The organism is Sphingomonas hominis (genome assembly GCF_013328205.1).
Lineage (GTDB): Bacteria > Pseudomonadota > Alphaproteobacteria > Sphingomonadales > Sphingomonadaceae > Sphingomonas > Sphingomonas hominis.
Window position 1 is genome coordinate 552179 of the sequence record NZ_JABULH010000002.1, and the last position, 18350, is coordinate 570528.

Genomic DNA, 18350 nt, shown 5'->3' on the forward strand with positions numbered 1-18350 from the left:
TTTGTTTCGGGCGGTGAACGGCTAAGCCGCCGCCGACTTTCCTGCATGTGGAGCAAGACGTGGCCCTGACGCCGCAGAATAACGAGGCGTTCCTGCGCGAGGTGGACGAGGAGTACCGCCGCGAGCAGATGATCGGGCTGTGGCAGCGCTACGGCCGCTGGATCGTGGTTGCGGTGGTCGCGATCTTGGTCGCGTTCGCCGCCTATCTGTTCTGGCAACATCGCCAGCGCGTGGCGGCCGAGAAGGAAGGCGAGACGCTCCAGACCGCCTACGATTACCTCGGTGCTGCCGACTTCAACGGCGCGGCAAAGCCGCTGGCCGAGCTCGCGCAATCGAAGCGCGATGGCTACCGCACGCTGGCACTGTTCTCGCAGGCCGACGTGCTGCTCGCCAAGAACGATTTGAAGGGTGCCGCGGCCAAGTTCGCGAGCGTCGCCAACGACATCAGCATCGCGAAGCCGTTCCGCGACCTCGCGCTGATCCGCCAGACCGCGGCCGAGTATGACACGCTCAAGCCCGACGTGGTGATCCAGCGGATGACCCCGCTCGCCGTCGGCGGCAGCGCGTATCTGGGCAGCGCGGGCGAGATGATAGGTGCCGCCTATCTGGCGCAAGGCAAGCGCGATCTTGCCGGGCAGACCTTCGCGCGGATCGCGCGCGACAAGACGGTGCCCGCGTCACTGCGTCAACGTGCGGTTCAGATGGCGGGCGTATTGGGGATCGACGCATTGCCGCAGGATGTCGCGGCCAGCAGGGGCATGACGGAATGAAGGTTGGCAAGGCGGCGCGCGTTGCGCTGGGCCCCATCACGCTGAGCATCGCGCTGACGCTGGGCGGATGCGGCATCTTCAAGGGCGCGCCGAAGAAGACGCCGACGGTGGGAAACCGCGTCGCGATCCTTGCCTCCGAGAACCGCGCCGAGGTCGACCCTTCGCTCGCCAGCGTGCAGGTGCTGCTGCCGACGCCGGAGGCCAACGCCGATTGGTCGCAGTCGGGCGGCAGCGCGGACAAGTCGATGGGGCATCTGGCGCTCGCCGCATCGCCCACGCGTGCCTGGACCGCGCAGATCGACGGCGGCAGCAATCGCCAGCGGCTCGGCGCGGCACCGGTCGTGGCGGAGAACAAGCTGTTCGTGGTCGACGTGGTCGCGACCGTTCACGCCTTCGCCGCCGATACCGGCGCCAAGCTGTGGACGGCGAGCGTGTCCGAAGGGGACAACAACCAGTCGGCGCGCTTCGGCGGCGGCGTCAGCTACGATGACGGCAAGGTCTACGCGACCGACGGGCTGGGCGACGTGGTCGCGTTCAATGCCGCGGACGGCAAGCAATTGTGGCGCGCCAAACCCGGCGGGCCGCTTCGCGGCGCACCGACCATCGCCAACGGCCAGGTCTACGTGCTGAGCCAGGACAACCAGATTTTCGCGCTCGACCTCGCCGACGGCAAGGTGGTGTGGACGCAGAGCGCGAGCCTGGAGACGCAAGGCCTGTTCGGCGTCGCGGCTCCCGCGGCGAGCTCGGGCACGGTGGTCGCGGGTTTCTCGTCGGGCGAACTCAACGCCTATCGCTACGAGAACGGCCGCAACCTGTGGCAGGACGCCTTGTCGCGCACCGCAATCTCGACCTCGGTGTCGAGCCTGGCGGACATCAATGCCGACGCGGTGATCGAGGGCGGCCGCGTCTACGCGATCGGTGAGGGCGGACGGATGGTCGCGCTCGATCTGGGCACTGGGCAGCGGCTGTGGGAGCAGAATTTCGCCGGCATCTCGACCCCGTGGCTGGCGGGCGAGTGGTTGTTCGTCGTGACCGACGACTCGCGCGTCGTCAGCCTGTCGCGTGCCAACGGCAAGGTGCGCTGGATCGGGCAGTTGCGCGCGTACAAGAACGAAAAGAAGAAGCAGGACGCGTTCAACTGGTTCGGCCCGGTGCTGGCGGGTGAGCGGCTGTGGTTGACCAACTCGCGCGGCGAATTGGTCGCAGTGTCGCCAGCCGACGGCAGCGAGCAGAGCGTGATCGCAGCCGGCAACGCTTTCTCGCTGCCGCCGATCGTCGCCAACAACACGCTCTACGTGCTCGACAACAAGGGACAGCTCTCCGCCTATCGCTGAGCGCGGTGGTTGGATGCGAGGTGACGTGAACGGCATGATGCGCTAGGCACGCGCGCATCATGTCCCGTTTACCTGTGGTCGCGATCGTCGGCCGTCCCAACGTCGGCAAGTCGACGCTGTTCAACCGCCTTGTCGGCAAGAAGCTCGCGTTGGTCGATGATCGTCCCGGCGTCACGCGCGACCGGCGCGAGGGCGAGGCGCATCTGCTCGGCCTCGACTTCCGCATCATCGACACCGCGGGCTACGAGGACGAGGACCCGGACACGTTGCCCGGGCGGATGCGTCGCCAGACGCAGGCCGCGGTCGACAGCGCCGATGTCGCCTTGTTCCTGTTCGATTCGCGCGCGGGGGTCATTCCGCTCGACGAGGAAATCGCGCGCTGGTTGCGCACGTCGGACACGCCGATCATCCTCGTCGCGAACAAGGCCGAAGGACGTAGCGGCGAGCAGGGTATCCTCGAATCGCTCGCGCTCGGCTTCGGCGATCCGGTGCAGCTCTCCGCCGAACACGGCGAAGGTGTCGCCGACCTGTTCGAGGCGCTGTTGCCGCACCTCGAGCGCGAGGACGATCTGGTCGAGGACGAGGAAGACGACAGCCCCGACGCGCCGCTTAAGCTCGCGATCGTCGGGCGTCCGAACGCGGGCAAGTCGACGCTGGTGAACCGGATGCTCGGCGAGGACCGGATGATCACGGGGCCTGAGGCAGGGATCACGCGCGATTCGATCGCAATCGATTGGGAATGGCTCGGCAGTCCGACGGGGCCGCGCAAGGTGCGGCTGATCGACACGGCGGGCATGCGCAAGCGCGCCAAGGTGCAGGACAAGCTGGAAAAGCTCTCGGTCGCCGACGCGCTCCACGCGGTCGATTTCGCCGAGGTCGTGGTGCTGCTGCTCGACGCGACGCTTGGATTGGAATCGCAGGATTTGCGCATCGCGGACCGCGTGCTGGAGGAAGGCCGCGCGCTCGTCATCGCACTCAACAAATGGGACGTGTCGGAAGAACCGTCGAAGACGTTCAACGGCGTCAAGGCGGCGCTCGACGAAGGGCTGGCGCAAGTGAAGGGTGTGCCGCTGCTGACCGTGTCGGCGGCCACCGGCAAGGGCATCGACCAGTTGATCGCCGCCGCGTTCGAGACGCGCGACGCCTGGTCGCGCCGCGTCGGCACCGGCGAGCTCAACCGCTGGTTCGAGCGCGCGATCGAGGCCAATCCGCCGCCCGCGCCCGGCGGCAAGCGGATCAAGTTGCGCTACCTGACTCAGGCGAAGACGCGTCCGCCGGGCTTCGTGCTGTTCGGCACCCGCGTCGATCAGCTGCCGATGAGCTATCAGCGATATCTCATCAACGGCATCCGGCGCGAATTGGGGTTCGGTGCTGTCCCGGTGCGGTTGATGCTGCGCGCGCCCAAGAACCCGTTCGACAATTGATGCGATTGTAGAAAAGCGCGCGTCACTCCTTACCGCTCGTTTACCCCCGCACGGCTAAGGTCGATCCGACGACGGTTCGAGAGTGCGAGGAGACGACGGTGTCGTTTGACGGAGGAGTGCTGGTTGACCGTGCGGCGCTGGCGCGAACGCGTGCCGAGCTTGGCGCGGATTTCGCGCGCATTCTGGGCTATTTCCGCGAGGACGGGTTGAAGTCGCTCGACGCGATCGAGGCGGCATCGCGCGATCAGGACGCAACCGCGCTGGTGCTGCCCGCGCACACGCTGAAGGGCGAGGCGAGCCAGTTCGGGGCAAGCCCGCTCGCCGCGCTGGCGGAGAAGCTGGAAACGCTCGCGCGCGAGTGCGTCGAATCGCATGCAAAGCCGACCGCCGGGGTGCCCGATGTGCTGGCGCTGCGGCCACTGTTCAACGCGACGCTCGCCTATCTCGAACGCGAGGCGCAGCCGCCTCTCGTGCGGCGTCCCGGCGGTTTCGGCCGCCGCATCGGCTAGGATCGGAGCGCGGCAGGCCGTCCATCTACCAAGCTGCGCCACAGCCATTCGAGCGGTCCGTAGCGGTAGCGCGCCAGCCAGGCGGGTGACCAGACCAGCATCAGCGCCCACACCGGCGGTACGAGCGCGTAGAGCCAGGCGCGTCCGATCGCGCCGAATTGTCCCAGCCCCCAGCCGGTGAATATCAGGTCCATCAGCAAGGTGGTGCCGAGATAGTTGCTGAATGCCATGCGCCCGGTAGCAGCGATCCGCGCAGCCAACCGCCCGCCCGGCTGGGTGAGCAGGATGATCACCGCGGCATAGCCGACATAGCCGATCATGCGCAGTGGCAGGCTGAGCACCAGTGACCCTGTATAGACCCAGCGCTGGTCGAAGCCGCTTGCCATCGTGTGCCAACCGATCGCGGCATAGCCGATCCACGACAGCGGCACGCAGGCGAGCGCCGTGCGCTGGTAGGCGGCACGTGACCAGCGCCCCGTCACGAAGCCCGAGCGCAGCCCCGCCATGCCCAGCAGCATCGCGCCCAGCGTGTCGGGTGCGACGATCGGCAACAAGGTGAGGGGACTGGTCGCGTGCTGCCAACGCCATGCCGCCGCCTCACCGAAGCTGCCGCGCATCGCCGCGATTTCACGAAGCAGCTCGCCGCGCGGCGGTACGCCGAACGCGGAGGCGAAGCCGTTCCACACCGCCACGTCGGCGGGTGTCGTGCGATCGGCCGCGGCGAACAGCGCAGCGGCGCTCGCGGTGTTCAGCACCATTGATACCAGCAGCATCAGCAGCGCGAATGCGAGCAACGTCCGCGCGCGTGCCTGGTGGAAGAACAAGGCGATCACGCCGCACAGCGCATAGTGCGTCAGGATGTCGCCCCACCAGAACAGGTAGAGGTGGACGTAGCCGATCGCGAACAGCCAGAACATGCGCCTGAGATGCAGTGCCACGCCGTTCTCGCCGCGCGCGTCGGCGCGATCGATCACCAGCAGCATCGAGGCGCCGAACAGCGCGGAGAACAGTCCGCGCATCCGGCCTTCGACGAAGACGAAGTTAAGCAGCCACGCTGTCTTTGCCGCTACACCGGCCCCGCCCCAAGCAAGCGGCGAGAAATAGGCTGCGCCCGGCAGTCCGAACGCGACGATGTTGGCGAGCAGGATGCCCATCACCGCAACGCCACGCACGACGTCGAGCGAGGGGTGACGCGCATCCAGCGTCACCCGCTCGCCAATCTCATCCGGCGCGATCAGAGTGCGGGCTCGGTCGCCATCAGCGTGGGAAAGAAGCCCTCGTGCGCGCTGCGCAGGTCGGCGAGCGACACGGCATAGTCGCCGTCACGCAGCTCGAAGATCACGCGCGTGCCGATCGCACGGCCGAGCGGCTCGGCATCGATCCCGGCGTCGAGCGCGGATTGCAGGAAGTCGAGCAAAGCATGGTCGTGGACGGTCGCGACATAGACGCCCTGATCCTCGGCGAACAGCGAGGCGGCGGTATCGAACGGCAGGGCGCGATCGATCATCGCGCCGATGTTGCCCGCGAGCGCCATCTCCGCGATCGTGACCGCGAGGCCACCGTCGGACACGTCGTGCACCGCGGAGAGCTGCCCTGCGTCGATCGCGCGGCGGACGAAGTCGCCGGTGCGGCGCTCCGCATCAAGGTCGACGCGTGGCGGCGGACCTTCCTCGCGCGCGTGCAGTTCGCGCAGCCACAGCGACTGGCCGAGGTCACCGCGGCGGCGGCCGATGACGATGATGATGTCGCCGGCCTGTTTGAACGCGATCGTCGCGCTCTTGTCCCATGCCTTCAGCAAGCCGACGCCGCCGATCGCGGGGGTTGGCAGGATCGCCGAGCCGCCGCCGGTCGCCTTCGATTCGTTGTACAGGCTGACGTTGCCCGATACGATCGGGAAATCGAGCGCGCGGCACGCCTCGCTCATCCCCTCCAGGCAGCCGACGATCTGGCCCATGATCTCGGGGCGCTGCGGGTTGGCGAAGTTGAGGCAGTTGGTGACCGCGAGCGGGGTCGCGCCGACGGCGGTCAGGTTGCGCCATGCCTCCGCGATCGCCTGCTTCCCGCCCTCGACCGGGTCGGCGTAGCAGTAGCGCGGGGTGCAATCGGTGGTCATCGCCAGCGCCTTGTCCGTCCCGTGGACGCGCACCACGGCGGCGTCGCCGCCCGGGCGCTGCACCGTGTCGGCGCCGACCATGTGGTCGTATTGCTCCCAGATCCAGCGTCGGCTGGCGATATCCGGCGAGGCCATCAGCGCGAGCAGGTCGGCGGCGGGATCGCGGCACTCGGGCACATCGACCAGCGCCTTGGCCGGCGGAGTCGCGACGTGCGGGCGATCGTAGAGCGGCGCGTCGTCGGCAAGCGGACCGAGCGGGATGTCGCACACCGTTTCGCCCTGCCATTTCAGCACCATGCGTCCGGTATCGGTCACGTGGCCGATCACTGCGAAGTCGAGTTCCCACTTATCGAAAATGGCTTGCGCGAACGCCTCCCGGCCGGGTTTCAGCACCATGAGCATGCGCTCTTGGCTTTCCGACAGCATCATCTCGTACGGCGTCATGCCGGTTTCGCGCTGCGGTACGTCGTCCATGATCAGCTCGATGCCGACGCCACCCTTGGACGCCATCTCGACCGACGATGAGGTGAGGCCGGCCGCGCCCATATCCTGAATCGCGATGATCGCGTCCGACGCCATCAATTCGAGGCAGGCCTCGATCAACAGCTTCTCGGTAAAGGGATCGCCGACCTGGACGGTCGGGCGCTTGGCATCGGCATCCTCGCCGAAGTCGGCCGAGGCCATCGTCGCGCCGTGGATGCCGTCGCGCCCGGTCTTGGAGCCGACGTAGACGATCGGATTGCCGACGCCGCTGGCGGCCGAATAGAAAATCTTGTCGGTATCCGCGACGCCCACGGTCATCGCGTTGACCAGGATGTTGCCGTCATAGGCCGGGTGGAAGTTCACCTCGCCACCCACAGTCGGCACCCCGACGCAATTGCCGTAGCCGCCGATGCCGTGGACGACACCCGAGATCAGGTGGCGCATCTTGGGGTGATCTGGCCGGCCGAAACGCAGCGCGTTCAGGTTCGCGATCGGGCGCGCGCCCATCGTGAACACGTCGCGCAGGATGCCGCCCACCCCGGTCGCCGCACCCTGATAGGGCTCGATGTAGGACGGGTGGTTGTGCGACTCCATCTTGAAGATCGCGGCCTGACCGTCGCCGATGTCGATCACGCCGGCATTCTCGCCCGGACCGCAAATGACCCAGGGGGCTTCGGTCGGTAGTTTTTTCAGGTGGATGCGGCTCGACTTGTACGAGCAATGCTCGCTCCACATCACCGAGAAGATGCCGAGTTCGACCAAGTTCGGCTCGCGGCCGAGTGCGTTGAGTACGCGGTCGTACTCCTCGGGCGAGAGGCCGTGTTCGGCGACGAGTTCGGGGGTGATGGTCGAAGCTTTGCTGTCGGTCATGTGCGCGCGCATAGCGGGGGTGGCGCGTCGATGCCAGCGCGGCCGATCACGTCGGCGCGCTGACTTGGCCGAGGGGCCCGCTCCATGAACGGACCTGCGGAGCCGATGGCGGATAATTCGCCGACGAATATGTCGACGCGTTGGTCGATCAGCAGCGAGCGCGGCGATGGCCTAGGATCGATCAGCGGCGACGGTGGCGCCGCAACCGGCGCAGCAGGCCCCGCTTCTCGAACGCCTCGAACATCTCGGCCGGGCCTTCGGGATCGAGCACCTCATTCTCAGCGAGCCATGCCTCGACCGCGTTGAGTTCGGGCACTTCATAGGGGATCAGGGTCTTGCCGCGCCCACGCAACCGTTCGATCGTCGCGATCAGCCCGTCGCGCGCCAGCCCATCGCTGACCTGCGCCGGCTCGACCGCGAGATGTTCGGCGATCAGGTCGTCGCGGATCGTGGCGATGCTGGAGCCATCGTCGGCGATCGTCACATCGCACTCGGTGTCGAGCCGCAGCGAACGGTTGTTGAAGTTCGACGAGCCGATGCGGATCACGTCGTCGTCGACCACCATCACCTTGGCGTGGCAGTAGATGCCGGTGCCGTCGGTCGTGACCGGATGGTACATACGGAACCGCTTGGCGTGGTCGCGGCGCTGCAATTCGGCGACGAGCCGCGCGCGTGCGGTGTCCATCGCGATCGGTTCCAGCCAGCCTTGCGCCGTTGTCGGGTTGATGACGACGATTTCGGGCGGGTCGGGTTCGACCAGCCGCTTGGCGATCGCCTCGGCGATGCGGCGCGAGGCGAAATATTGGCTCTCGGCGTAGATGCGGCGCTTCGCGCGCGCGATCAGTGCGAGGTAGAGTTCCTCGATCTCAAGCAGCTCTTCCTGACCCTCGTGCTTGGGCTGCGAGCGCGAGATCGCGACGTCGACGTCGGTGAAGGCGACCGGCAGGCTGGCGGGCCAGCACTCGCCGGTGTGCGAAGGTGCGGCGATCTCCGCGCCGCCCGCGATCTTCCAGCGGGCGCGACACAAGTCGCCCAGCGCGCGCGCGACCGGGCCTTGCAGTGCGGTGGTCACGTCGTGCCACGGCTTGTACGAGAAACCGTTGGGCGAGCGGCGGCGCTCGTCGTCGGCAACGTGGTCGCGCGTGTCCCAGCGCTCGTCGGTCATGTCGATCCCGCCGCAGAACGCCATGCAATCGTCGATCACGACGACTTTCTGGTGCTGCGACGCGGCGGTCGGGTGGTGGCCGTCGAGTTTCAGGTTGATGCGCTTCTCACGGAAACGCCAGCGCGTCAGCATCCACAAGGTGCGTCCACGGAACAGCGTCTTGATCGCGCCCTTGTCCCAGCGCAGGATATAGACCTGGAGCGTCGGGGTGCGCTTCACCAGCCAGTCGATGAAGTCGCCGACCGTGGTGGGCGCCTCGGGATGGTCGTCCTCGTAGGCGAGCGTGATGCGGGCGTCGAAATCCCAGCCGACCAGCATGATCTGCTGCTTGGCGTTCAGCATCGCCTCGCGCGCGACGCGGAAATAGGCGTCGGCGTCGATGATCACCGCCGCCTTGGTTGCGCGTTCGACGCGCCAGCGGGTCTTCTCAGGCAGGGTCACAGGACGTCCTTGATCGCGGAAGGCGGACGGCAGAGGCGTACGCCCTTGTCGGTCCCGACTAGCGGGCGCTCGATCGTGCTCGGGTCAAGAACCATCAGATCGAGTGCGGCGGCGTCGTTAGCGACCTTGGGCGCATCCTTGCGCAGGCCGTCACGCGGGCTCACCCCGGCGCGCGCGTACAATCGCGCGAGTTCGTTCCGCGTCGGCGGATGCTCGAGATAATCGATCACGCTCACTTCGGCCCCGGTCTCGTGTAGGATCGCGAGCGCCTCGCGCGACTTGGAACAGCGCGGGTTGTGGAGGATCGTCGCCTTCATCGCGGGGTCTTCTGCATGACGCCTTCTACCGCGCGCGCGGCGTCGGTCCAGTGCGCGAACGAGGGAGGCGCCGGCCGAGTAGCGGCCTCAAGGAAAAGCCGGAGCAAACACATGGGTTTACTCCGGCGCATAATCTTTCGTGTCGACCAGTCAGGCGTCCTGCCGCGCCAGCCAGTCCTCCAGCCACTTGATCGTGTAATCGCCCGACTGAAATTCGGGATCGTCGAGCAATGCCTGATGCAGTGGAATGGTGGTCTTCATTCCCTCGATCACGAACTCCTCCAGCGCGCGGCGCAGGCGGCGGAGCGCGCCCTGGCGGGTCGTGCCATAGACGATCAGCTTGGCGATCATGCTGTCGTAGTAAGGCGGCACCTTGTAGCCGGCGTAGAGCCCCGAATCGACGCGGACGTGCATCCCGCCGGGCGCGTGATATTGCTTCACCAGACCGGGCGAGGGCGCAAAGGTGCGCGGGTCCTCGGCGTTGATGCGGCACTCGATCGCGTGGCCGCGGAAGACGACATCTTCCTGGCGCAGCGTCAGCGGTTCACCCTCGGCGATGCGGATCTGCTCGCGGACCAGGTCGAGCCCGGTGATCGCCTCGGTCACCGGATGCTCCACCTGCAGGCGGGTGTTCATCTCGATGAAGTAGAACTCGCCGTTTTCCCACAGGAACTCGATCGTGCCCGCACCGCGATAGCCCATGTCGGCCATCGCACGCGCGCAGATGCCGCCCATGCGCGCGCGCTCCTCGGGCGTGATGACGGGGGAGGGCGCTTCCTCAAGCACCTTCTGGTGGCGGCGCTGGAGCGAACAGTCGCGCTCGCCCAGGTGGATCGCATTGCCCTTGCCGTCGCCGAAGATCTGGAACTCGATGTGGCGCGGGTTGCCGAGATACTTCTCGATATAGACGGTGGCGTCGCCGAACGCGGCCTTCGCCTCGCTGCCCGCCTGCGCGATCAGCGTTTCGAGCTGGTCGGGGCTGGTGCAGACCTTCATGCCGCGCCCGCCGCCGCCCGAGGCGGCCTTGATGATGACGGGATAGCCCGCGCGTTCGGCGATCGCCTTCGCCTCATCCACGTTGCTGACCGCGCCGTCTGATCCGGGAACGAGCGGCAGGCCGAGTGCGCCCGCGGTACGCTTCGCCTCGATCTTGTCGCCCATCGTGCGGATGTGCTCGGGCTTGGGCCCGACGAAGATCAGGTTATGCAGCTCGACGATCTCGGCGAACTTGGCATTCTCGCTGAGAAAGCCGTAACCGGGATGGATCGCGTCGGCGCCCGAGATCTCGGCTGCAGAGATGATGTTGGGGATGTTGAGGTAGCTCTCGGCCGCGGACGGCGGGCCGATGCAGATCGCCTCGTCGGCGAGCCGGACGTGCATCGCGTCGGCATCGGCGGTGGAGTGCACCGCGACCGTCTTTATCCCCATTTCGTGGCACGCGCGATGGATGCGCAGCGCGATCTCGCCGCGGTTGGCGATCAGCAGCTTCTTGATCTGCGGCACCGATGCTTACTCGACCACCACGAGCGGCTGGTCGAACTCGACCGGCTGGCCGTTCTCGACCAGCACCGCCTTGACCGTGCCGGCCGAGGGCGCGGTGATCGGGTTCATCACCTTCATGGCCTCGACGATCAGCAGCGTGTCGCCGGCGGCGACGGTCTGTCCGACCGCGGCGAACGGCTTGGCGCCCGGCTCGGCGGCGAGATAGACGGTGCCGACCATCGGCGAGCGGACCGCGTTGGCGTCGCTCGGCGCCGAGGGCCCGGCGATGTCGACCTGCGGCGCGGCGGCGGGTGCCGCGGCCTGTGTGGGCGCAGGTGCGGCGGCATAATGCATCGGCGTGGCGGCGACCTGCGCTGCCTTGCGCGCGACGCGGATCTTGCGATCGCCGTCCTCGACCTCGATCTCGGTCAATTGCGTGGTGTCGAGCAGCTCGGCGAGCTGGCGCACGAGGTTCACGTCGACCTGCATCGCGCCACCCCCATTTGCTTCGTTCATGTCGGCCATCAGCCTTGATTCCCCTTCAAGGGCGCGCGCTGTGTCAGAACTGTGCCGCCGCTTCAAGCGCGAGGGCGTAGGATAGCGCGCCGAATCCCGCAATGGTTCCGCGTGCGGCACGACCGACGAACGAGGTGTGTCGGAAATCCTCGCGCGTGTGCGGATTGGATAGATGCACCTCGATCACCGGCGTGCGGATCGCCTTGATCGCGTCGTGGAGCGCGATCGATGTGTGCGTGAACGCGCCCGCGTTCAGGATCACCGCACGTGCGTCATACGCCTGCGCCTCGTGCAGCCAGTCGACCAGATGCCCTTCGTGGTTCGATTGCCGCATGTCGATGCTGAGCCCCAGGTCGCGCGCGCGATCCTCCAGCCGCCCGGCAATGTCGTCGAGCGTGTCGTGACCGTAGATCTCCGGCTCGCGCGTGCCGAGCAGGTTGAGGTTGGGGCCGTTCAATACATACACTGTGGCGTTATCGGGTGCGGGCATGGGCTGCTTTCTTGAACAAGGGGCAGGCGGAGACTAGGTGCCGGTGCAGCACCGCTCTAGCCCGCTCGCCCGTCGCTTGTCGAAGGGACGCGCTTCGTTTCGCCGGGAAGGCGGAGCGCGGGGCCAGCGATCATCCAGCCCGACAACGGACGGGGGCGCACGCCCTCGATGCACATAACCATGCCCCATTCCGACGGAACCGTCTCGATTGTCGTCAACGGCGAGCACAAGCGCGTCAAGGCGGGGCTGACGATCGCCGCGCTCGCCGAGCAACTGGGGCTGGTGCCCGAGAAGGTGGCGGTGGAGCGCAATCTGGAGATCGTACCCCGCTCGACGCTGGGCGATGTCTGCGTCGAGGACGGCGACGAGCTGGAGATCGTGCATTTCGTCGGTGGCGGCGACCATGCGAAACCGATCGCCGAGGACACTTGGACCGTAGCGGGTAAGACGTTCCGATCGCGCCTGATCGTCGGCACCGGCAAGTACAAGGATTTCGCGCAGAACGCCGCCGCGCTCGAGGCGTCGGGGGCGGAGATCGTCACGGTCGCGGTGCGCCGCGTCAACGTGTCCGATCCCAAGGCGCCGATGCTGACCGACTTCATCGATCCCAAGCGCGTGACCTACCTGCCCAACACCGCGGGCTGCTTCACCGCCGACGAGGCGATCCGCACGCTCAGGCTGGCGCGCGAGGCGGGCGGCTGGGATCTGGTCAAGCTGGAGGTACTGGGTGAGGCGCGCACGCTCTACCCCGACATGCGTGAAACGTTGAAGGCGACCGAGGTGCTGGTGCGCGAGGGCTTCAAGCCGATGGTTTACTGCGTCGACGATCCGATCGCGGCGAAGCAGTTGGAGGAGGCCGGCGCGGTCGCGATCATGCCGCTCGGCGCGCCGATCGGGTCTGGCCTCGGTATCCAGAACCGCGTCACGATCCGGCTGATCGTCGAGGGCGCCAAGGTGCCGGTGCTGGTTGACGCGGGCGTCGGCTGCGCGTCGGACGCGGCGGTGGCGATGGAGCTCGGCTGCGACGGCGTGCTGATGAACACCGCCATCGCGGAAGCCAAGGACCCGATCATGATGGCGGCGGCGATGAAGGCGGCGGTCGAGGCGGGGCGGATGAGCTACCGCGCCGGACGCATGGGACAGCGCCGTTACGCCGACCCGTCGAGCCCGCTCGCCGGCCTGATCTGAATCAGGCCGAACGCGGAACAACCCGCAGAAACCCTCGTTTCTTGTTCACTGAGTTCAATCAGCCTGAAACGAAGGAGTAATCGCGATGGGTGAACTGACCGACAAGATCAAGGGCGGCGTCAACGAGGCCATTGGCAAGGCCAAGGAAGCGATCGGCGAGCACAACAACGATGCCAGCCTCGCCGCGGAAGGTGAAGCGCAGCAGGCCAAGGGCAAGGGCGAGCAGATGAAGGGCAGCGTCAAGGGCGCGCTCGGCGACAACATCTGATTTCTGCCATACGGTAATTGGAAGGGTCGTTCCGAACATCGGGGCGGCCCTTTTCATTTGTTGAGAAGCAGGCCGGTGCCGATCGTGACTGCGGCGACGGCGAGCGCACTTGCCGCGATCATCAGCACGCCGTCGCGCACAGTCAGCGCGAGGCCGAACGCCGCGATGGCCAGCATCGGCGCGGTGGTGGCGAGCGGCAGGAGTTCGAGTGGCGGCACGCACATCGCCATGACGATGCATCCGACCGCCGCCGCGCGCACGAACGGACCCTTGGTCAGCGCGGGCAGACGGCCGTGGAACCAGCGATCGAGGAAGCGGGCCACGCCGCGAACCTTCTTCGTAGCCTTCTTCACCTTGCCCGACGTGATTGCGCGGCGCTCAACGAAAGCGGGCAACCACAGGTGCTTGCGCCCGAGTGCCATCTGACCTGCGATCAGCACGACGATGATCGCCATCGCGGTCGGCAGCCCCGGAATGCTGCCGATCGGTGAGATGTCGATCAGCGGAATGACGACCAGGAAGGGGCCGAAGCCGCGACTGCCGAGCGCTTCGACGACATCGCCGACAGCAACTTTGTCACTGTTGTCCGCAAGATCGTTGATCGCGTCGAGGATATCGGAAACGCTGTGCGGATCGTCTGCCATGGCTCCTCAACCTCGCAGCCGGTCAGCGGTTGCGGATCGCCTCAAGGGTGGTCGCGGCGGTGATGACCTCGACGTCGGTTTTGAGGTGAAGCAGCCGCACGCCGCCTTGCGCCATCGCGCGGTCGAGCGCGGGGGCGAAGTCGACGGTCGCCTCAACCGTTTCAGCCCAGCAGCCATAGGCACGCGCGAGCGCGGCGAAGTCGGGATTGTGCAGCCGCGTGGCCGACACCCGCCGCGGGAACTCGCGCTCCTGGTGCATGCGGATCGTGCCGTATGCGCCGTTGTCGACGACGATCACGAGAAGCGACGCGTCGTGCTGGACCGCGGTCGCGAGTTCCTGTCCGTTCATCAGGAAGTCGCCGTCGCCCGCCACTGCGACGACGGTTCGCTCGGGCCGACGCAGGCTTGCCGCTACCGCTGCGGGCACGCCGTAGCCCATTGCGCCGCTGGTCGGGGCAAGCTGCGTACCTGGCCCAGCGTAGCGCCAGTAGCGGTGCCACCAGCCGGAAAAATTGCCAGCGCCGTTGCAGATGATCGTGTCGGCGGGCAGCCGATCGCGCATCGCCGCGACGCACGGGCTGAGATCGAGCGCGACGCCGTCGCGGGGGGCGGGCGTGGTCCATGCCTCATAGTCGGCGCGTGCCTCGGGCGCGGTCGGGTGCGCGGGGCCGTCGATCGCCAGCAGCGCTTCGGCGAACTCCGCCATGCCGGCGCAGATCGCGAGATCGGTGCGGTAGGTCATGCCGAGCTCGTTCGCGTCCGGGTGGACGTGGACGAGGCGCTGACCCGGATGCTCGGGCGTGATCAGCGTATAACCGTCGGTCGTCGCCTCGCCGAGTCGCGGGCCGACCACCAGCAGCAGGTCGGCGGCCTTCACCCGTGCGACGAGCTTGGGGTTAGGGCCGTAGCCGAGATTGCCGGCATAGGCGGGGCAGTCGTTCGGCACCGCGTCCTGCCGCCGGAACGCGGCGACCAGCGGTACGCCGACGCGGTCGGCCCAAGCGGCGATGTCCTCCGCCGCGCGTTCGTCCCATCCGACACCGCCGACGATCGCCACCGGCCGCTCGGCCGTGGCGAGCAGGTCGGCGAGCTGCGCCACCCCGTTCGCGTCGGGCGCTTGCGCGGCGCGCTCGACGCGCGGGCGGTCGATCGCCTCGACGCGGTCGAGCAGCATGTCCTCGGGCAGCGCCAGCACAACCGGGCCGGGGCGTCCGTTCATCGCGACCGCGTAAGCGCGCGCGACATATTCGGGGATGCGGCGCGCGTCGTCGATGCGTGCGACCCACTTCGCGACGGGCGCGAACATCGCTTCGAAGTTGATCTCCTGAAACGCCTCCCGGTCGCGCGTGCCGCGGTCGACGTCGCCGACGAACAGGATCATCGGCTGCGAATCCTGCCGGGCGACGTGGACACCGATGCTGGCGTTGGTCGCGCCCGGCCCGCGCGTGACGAACGCAACGCCGGGACGGTGCGTCAACGCACCGTCGGCACAGGCCATGAACGCGATCCCGCCCTCTTGCCGGCACACCACCGTGTCGATCGCCGGCACGTCGTGCAGCGCATCGAGCACAGCGAGAAAACTCTCCCCCGGCACGGTGAAGATCCGCTCGCACCCTTGCGCGACGAGTTGGTCGACGAGGATGCGGCCGCCGGTCCGGCTCTGCTGGGTTTCGATGCTCTCCATGGTTGAGGCCTAGCCCGCGCGGCGTCGTGGCAGCAAGCGCTTGCGCTTGGTCCGGTGATGATCAATCCTTTGCGGCAAAAGAGCGAGAGGATCAGGATCATGGCGGCATTCGAGCTGGTGGCGGACGGGTTGCGTTTTCCCGAGGGCCCGGTCGTCATGCCCGACGGCAGCGTGATCCTGGTCGAGATCGAGCCTGGCCGAATCACGCGCGTGACGCCCGACGGGCGCAAGGAGGTGGTGGCGACACCCGGCGGCGGGCCGAACGGCCTCGCACTCGGGCCCGACGGGATGCTCTATTGCTGCAACAACGGCGGCTTCCACTATGTCGAGAATAACGGAATGCTCGTGCCCCACGGCATCGCGGCGGATTATTCTGGCGGTCGGATCGAGCGGATCGACCCCGCTACGGGACGCGTCGAGGTGCTGTACAAGTCTGGCGATCACGGGGTCAGCTTGCGCGGGCCCAACGACATCGTGTTCGACGCGCACGGTGGGTTCTGGTTCACCGACCACGGCAAGGTGGACTATACGACGCGCTGCCACGACGTCGTCGGCATCTTCTACGCGCGTGCGGACGGCAGCTTCATCGAGGAGGTGATCTTTCCGTCGATGAACCCTAACGGCATCGGCCTCTCGCCCGACGGCACCACGCTTTACGCCGCGGAAACCTACACCTGCCGGCTGATGAAGTTCAACATCACCGCACCAGGCAAGGTGGCGGCAGACGCTGGGCCGGGCGGTCCCGGCATCCCGCTGTATCGCCCGGCCGGATACAAGTTCTTCGACTCGCTAGGCATGGAGGCGTCAGGCAACATCTGCGTCGCGACGATCGGCGAATGCGGCATCAGCGTCGTCTCGCCTGCCGGCGAGTTGGTCGAGTTCGTCTCGACGGACGACATATTCACCACCAACATCACCTTCGGCGGCACCGACTTGATGGACGCGTATATTACGCTGTCGGGCACGGGACGGCTGGTCAAGACGCGCTGGGCGCGACCTGGATTGAAGCTGCTACATTGAGCACGTGGACAAGCGCACGCAGAGCGACGATGAGCACCCGATAACGGACAGGGGAGCGAGCGGGTGCGCGATACGGTGATCTTCGACTTCGGCGGCGTGATCACGTCGTCGCCCTTCGAGGCGTTCGCGCGGATGGAGCGCGAGCGTGGGTTACCGCAAGATATGATCCGCCGCATCAACGCGACCGACCCCGACACCAACGCCTGGGCGAGGTTCGAGCGCGCCGAGATCGATGCGGCGGGGTTCGATGCCGACTTCGCCGAGGAAGCGCGCGCGTTGGGGCATGAGGTCCGCGGCGAGGATGTGCTGGCGCTGCTCTCGGGCGACATCCGCCCGCGCATGGTCCACGCGCTCGATTGGCTCAAACGAAACGGCTATCATCTCGGCTGCATCACCAACAACGTGCCCGCCGGCGACGGCGCGGGGATGTCGCGCACGGCTGAGAAAGCCGCACTGGTCGCCGAGGTGCTGGAGCGGTTCGATCACGTGATCGAATCGAGCAAGGTGGGGGTGCGCAAGCCCGATCCGAAAATATACCGCATGATGCTGGACACGCTCGGCAAGGCGGCGGACCAGTGTGTCTACCTCGACGATCTGGGCATCAACTGCAAACCGGCGGCCACACTCGGCATGACCGCGATCAAGGTCGAGAGCGAGGGGCAGGCGCTCGACGATCTCTCGCGCGTGCTGGGGGTGATGCCGGGGTCCTTCTGACGTGTTGACCGGTTCGCCCGCGCGTCGCTAAGCGGCGACGCGAGAGAGAGGCGGCGGCGATGAAGAAGCTTTACCCCGATGCGGCGGCGGCGCTGGAAGGCCTGTTGTTCGACGGCATGACGATCTGCGCCGGCGGCTTCGGCCTGTGCGGCGTGCCCGAGCGGTTGATCGACGCGATCCGCGACGCAGGCACGCGTGACCTGACGATCGCGAGCAACAACGCCGGGATCGACGGAGAGGGGCTCGGCAAGCTGCTGCGCACCCGCCAAGTGAAAAAGATGATCTCGAGCTACGTCGGCGAGAACAAGGAGTTCGAGCGGCAGTATCTGAGTGGAGAGCTGGAGGTCGAGTTCTGCCCGCAAGGGACGCTGGCTGAACGCTGCCGCGCGGGTGGCGCGGGCATTCCCGGCTTCTACACCAAGACGGGCGTCGGCACGCTGGTGGCCGAGGGCAAGGAGGTGAAGGCGTTCGACGGCGAGGACTATATCCTCGAACGCGGCATTCGCGCCGACATCTCGATCATCAAGGGGTGGAAGGCGGACGAGAGCGGCAATTTGATCTTTCGAAAGACCGCGCGCAACTTCAACCAGCCGATGGCGACCGCGGGCCGCGTCTGCGTTGCCGAGGTCGAAGAAGTGGTGCCGGTCGGCAGCCTCGACCCCGATCACATCCATCTGCCGGGTATCTACGTGAAGCGGATGATCGTCGGTACGCCCTACGACAAGAAGATTGAGTTTCGCCTGACGCGTCCGCGGCCCGAAGCGAGGCCGGCGGCGGTAGGCAGCGAGGTTTGACGCGGTGCGCTTCGCGCTGATCGGGATGCTGGCGGGCGCGACGGCTCTGGTCGGGTGCGCGACGGCTCCTGCGCCGCGTGCCGGTCCGATCGAGCATATGCCGATCATCGACACCGGCCCGCCG

General features: G+C 67.0%; 18 protein-coding genes. 9 read left to right on the forward strand and 9 right to left on the reverse strand.

Annotation, left to right across the window (positions count from 1 at the left end):
- The first annotated feature begins 59 nt into the window (after window positions 1-59).
- From HRV97_RS07740 to HRV97_RS07755, 4 genes are all read left to right on the forward strand, one after another.
- The gene (locus tag HRV97_RS07740) at window positions 60-770 is read left to right on the forward strand and encodes a tetratricopeptide repeat protein (RefSeq protein ID WP_174193573.1); all 711 of its coding nucleotides are present in this window, start codon (window positions 60-62) and stop codon (window positions 768-770) included.
- The gene (locus HRV97_RS07745; protein WP_174193574.1) at window positions 767-2104 is read left to right on the forward strand and encodes an outer membrane protein assembly factor BamB family protein; all 1338 of its coding nucleotides are present in this window, start codon (window positions 767-769) and stop codon (window positions 2102-2104) included. Before HRV97_RS07740 ends, HRV97_RS07745 begins: the two co-directional genes overlap by 4 nt.
- A gap of 59 nt (window positions 2105-2163) precedes the next feature.
- Window positions 2164-3528 carry a ribosome biogenesis GTPase Der gene (gene der / locus HRV97_RS07750; RefSeq protein ID WP_174193575.1) on the forward strand — a complete coding sequence of 455 codons (1365 nt, stop codon included), beginning with the start codon at window positions 2164-2166 and terminating at the stop codon, window positions 3526-3528.
- A gap of 98 nt (window positions 3529-3626) precedes the next feature.
- Window positions 3627-4037 (forward strand): Hpt domain-containing protein, encoded by a 411-nt coding sequence (locus tag HRV97_RS07755; RefSeq protein ID WP_174193576.1) that lies wholly within the window; start codon window positions 3627-3629, stop codon window positions 4035-4037.
- Here the strand turns inward: HRV97_RS07755 and HRV97_RS07760 are convergent.
- From HRV97_RS07760 to aroQ, 7 genes are all read right to left on the reverse strand, one after another.
- On the reverse strand, window positions 4034-5245 hold the full coding sequence (locus HRV97_RS07760) for a DUF418 domain-containing protein (protein WP_343044460.1): 1212 nt from the start codon (window positions 5243-5245) through the stop codon (window positions 4034-4036). The genes HRV97_RS07755 and HRV97_RS07760 overlap by 4 nt on opposite strands.
- A 26-nt stretch (window positions 5246-5271) precedes the next feature.
- Window positions 5272-7503 (reverse strand): phosphoribosylformylglycinamidine synthase subunit PurL, encoded by a 2232-nt coding sequence (gene purL / locus HRV97_RS07765; protein WP_174193577.1) that lies wholly within the window; start codon window positions 7501-7503, stop codon window positions 5272-5274.
- Window positions 7504-7684: 181 nt separating this feature from the next.
- Window positions 7685-9109 (reverse strand): phospholipase D-like domain-containing protein, encoded by a 1425-nt coding sequence (locus HRV97_RS07770; protein WP_174193579.1) that lies wholly within the window; start codon window positions 9107-9109, stop codon window positions 7685-7687.
- On the reverse strand, window positions 9106-9426 hold the full coding sequence (locus tag HRV97_RS07775) for an ArsC/Spx/MgsR family protein (RefSeq protein WP_174193581.1): 321 nt from the start codon (window positions 9424-9426) through the stop codon (window positions 9106-9108). The genes HRV97_RS07770 and HRV97_RS07775 overlap by 4 nt, the downstream gene beginning before the upstream one ends.
- Before the next feature lie 150 nt (window positions 9427-9576).
- Window positions 9577-10929 carry an acetyl-CoA carboxylase biotin carboxylase subunit gene (gene accC, locus HRV97_RS07780; RefSeq protein WP_174193583.1) on the reverse strand — a complete coding sequence of 451 codons (1353 nt, stop codon included), beginning with the start codon at window positions 10927-10929 and terminating at the stop codon, window positions 9577-9579.
- Window positions 10930-10935: 6 nt separating this feature from the next.
- Window positions 10936-11424, reverse strand: coding sequence for an acetyl-CoA carboxylase biotin carboxyl carrier protein (accB, locus tag HRV97_RS07785; protein WP_174193812.1), 489 nt, complete (start codon window positions 11422-11424; stop codon window positions 10936-10938).
- Between the two features lie 43 nt (window positions 11425-11467).
- The gene (gene aroQ / locus HRV97_RS07790; RefSeq protein WP_174193585.1) at window positions 11468-11914 is read right to left on the reverse strand and encodes a type II 3-dehydroquinate dehydratase; all 447 of its coding nucleotides are present in this window, start codon (window positions 11912-11914) and stop codon (window positions 11468-11470) included.
- 180 nt (window positions 11915-12094) lie between these two features.
- Here aroQ and thiS point away from each other — a divergent pair, with 180 nt between their 5' ends.
- A complete protein-coding gene (gene thiS / locus HRV97_RS07795; RefSeq protein WP_174193587.1) occupies window positions 12095-13102 on the forward strand; it encodes a sulfur carrier protein ThiS in 1008 nt (335 codons plus the stop codon).
- A gap of 85 nt (window positions 13103-13187) precedes the next feature.
- A complete protein-coding gene (locus HRV97_RS07800; protein WP_174193589.1) occupies window positions 13188-13370 on the forward strand; it encodes a CsbD family protein in 183 nt (60 codons plus the stop codon).
- Between the two features lie 53 nt (window positions 13371-13423).
- On the opposite strand, the gene HRV97_RS07805 is transcribed toward HRV97_RS07800, so the two are convergent.
- Both HRV97_RS07805 and HRV97_RS07810 read right to left on the reverse strand, forming a co-directional pair.
- The gene (locus HRV97_RS07805; RefSeq protein WP_174193592.1) at window positions 13424-14014 is read right to left on the reverse strand and encodes an exopolysaccharide biosynthesis protein; all 591 of its coding nucleotides are present in this window, start codon (window positions 14012-14014) and stop codon (window positions 13424-13426) included.
- 22 nt (window positions 14015-14036) lie between these two features.
- Window positions 14037-15698 carry a thiamine pyrophosphate-binding protein gene (locus tag HRV97_RS07810; protein WP_174193594.1) on the reverse strand — a complete coding sequence of 554 codons (1662 nt, stop codon included), beginning with the start codon at window positions 15696-15698 and terminating at the stop codon, window positions 14037-14039.
- Between the two features lie 99 nt (window positions 15699-15797).
- Between HRV97_RS07810 and HRV97_RS07815 the strand changes: the two genes are divergently transcribed.
- The 3 genes from HRV97_RS07815 (at window position 15798) to HRV97_RS07825 (ending at window position 18226) form a co-directional block, all read left to right on the forward strand.
- Window positions 15798-16718 (forward strand): SMP-30/gluconolactonase/LRE family protein, encoded by a 921-nt coding sequence (locus HRV97_RS07815; protein WP_174193596.1) that lies wholly within the window; start codon window positions 15798-15800, stop codon window positions 16716-16718.
- 63 nt (window positions 16719-16781) lie between these two features.
- The gene (locus tag HRV97_RS07820) at window positions 16782-17432 is read left to right on the forward strand and encodes an HAD-IA family hydrolase (protein WP_174193598.1); all 651 of its coding nucleotides are present in this window, start codon (window positions 16782-16784) and stop codon (window positions 17430-17432) included.
- A gap of 59 nt (window positions 17433-17491) precedes the next feature.
- Window positions 17492-18226 carry a CoA transferase subunit A gene (locus HRV97_RS07825; RefSeq protein ID WP_174193600.1) on the forward strand — a complete coding sequence of 245 codons (735 nt, stop codon included), beginning with the start codon at window positions 17492-17494 and terminating at the stop codon, window positions 18224-18226.
- Window positions 18227-18350 lie beyond the last annotated feature (124 nt).

Bases quoted from the DNA above. Each gene is read 5' to 3' on its own strand.
- HRV97_RS07825 (WP_174193600.1), top strand. From the start codon at position 17,492: ATGAAGAAGCTTTACCCCGATGCGGCGGCGGCGCTGGAAGGCCTGTTG.
- HRV97_RS07805 (WP_174193592.1), bottom strand. From the start codon at position 14,014: ATGGCAGACGATCCGCACAGCGTTTCCGATATCCTCGACGCGATCAAC.
- aroQ (WP_174193585.1), bottom strand. From the start codon at position 11,914: ATGCCCGCACCCGATAACGCCACAGTGTATGTATTGAACGGCCCCAAC.
- purL (WP_174193577.1), bottom strand. From the start codon at position 7,503: ATGACCGACAGCAAAGCTTCGACCATCACCCCCGAACTCGTCGCCGAA.
- HRV97_RS07815 (WP_174193596.1), top strand. From the start codon at position 15,798: ATGGCGGCATTCGAGCTGGTGGCGGACGGGTTGCGTTTTCCCGAGGGC.
- thiS (WP_174193587.1), top strand. From the start codon at position 12,095: ATGCCCCATTCCGACGGAACCGTCTCGATTGTCGTCAACGGCGAGCAC.
- HRV97_RS07745 (WP_174193574.1), top strand. From the start codon at position 767: ATGAAGGTTGGCAAGGCGGCGCGCGTTGCGCTGGGCCCCATCACGCTG.
- accB (WP_174193812.1), bottom strand. From the start codon at position 11,424: ATGAACGAAGCAAATGGGGGTGGCGCGATGCAGGTCGACGTGAACCTC.
- HRV97_RS07800 (WP_174193589.1), top strand. From the start codon at position 13,188: ATGGGTGAACTGACCGACAAGATCAAGGGCGGCGTCAACGAGGCCATT.
- der (WP_174193575.1), top strand. From the start codon at position 2,164: ATGTCCCGTTTACCTGTGGTCGCGATCGTCGGCCGTCCCAACGTCGGC.
- HRV97_RS07810 (WP_174193594.1), bottom strand. From the start codon at position 15,698: ATGGAGAGCATCGAAACCCAGCAGAGCCGGACCGGCGGCCGCATCCTC.
- HRV97_RS07775 (WP_174193581.1), bottom strand. From the start codon at position 9,426: ATGAAGGCGACGATCCTCCACAACCCGCGCTGTTCCAAGTCGCGCGAG.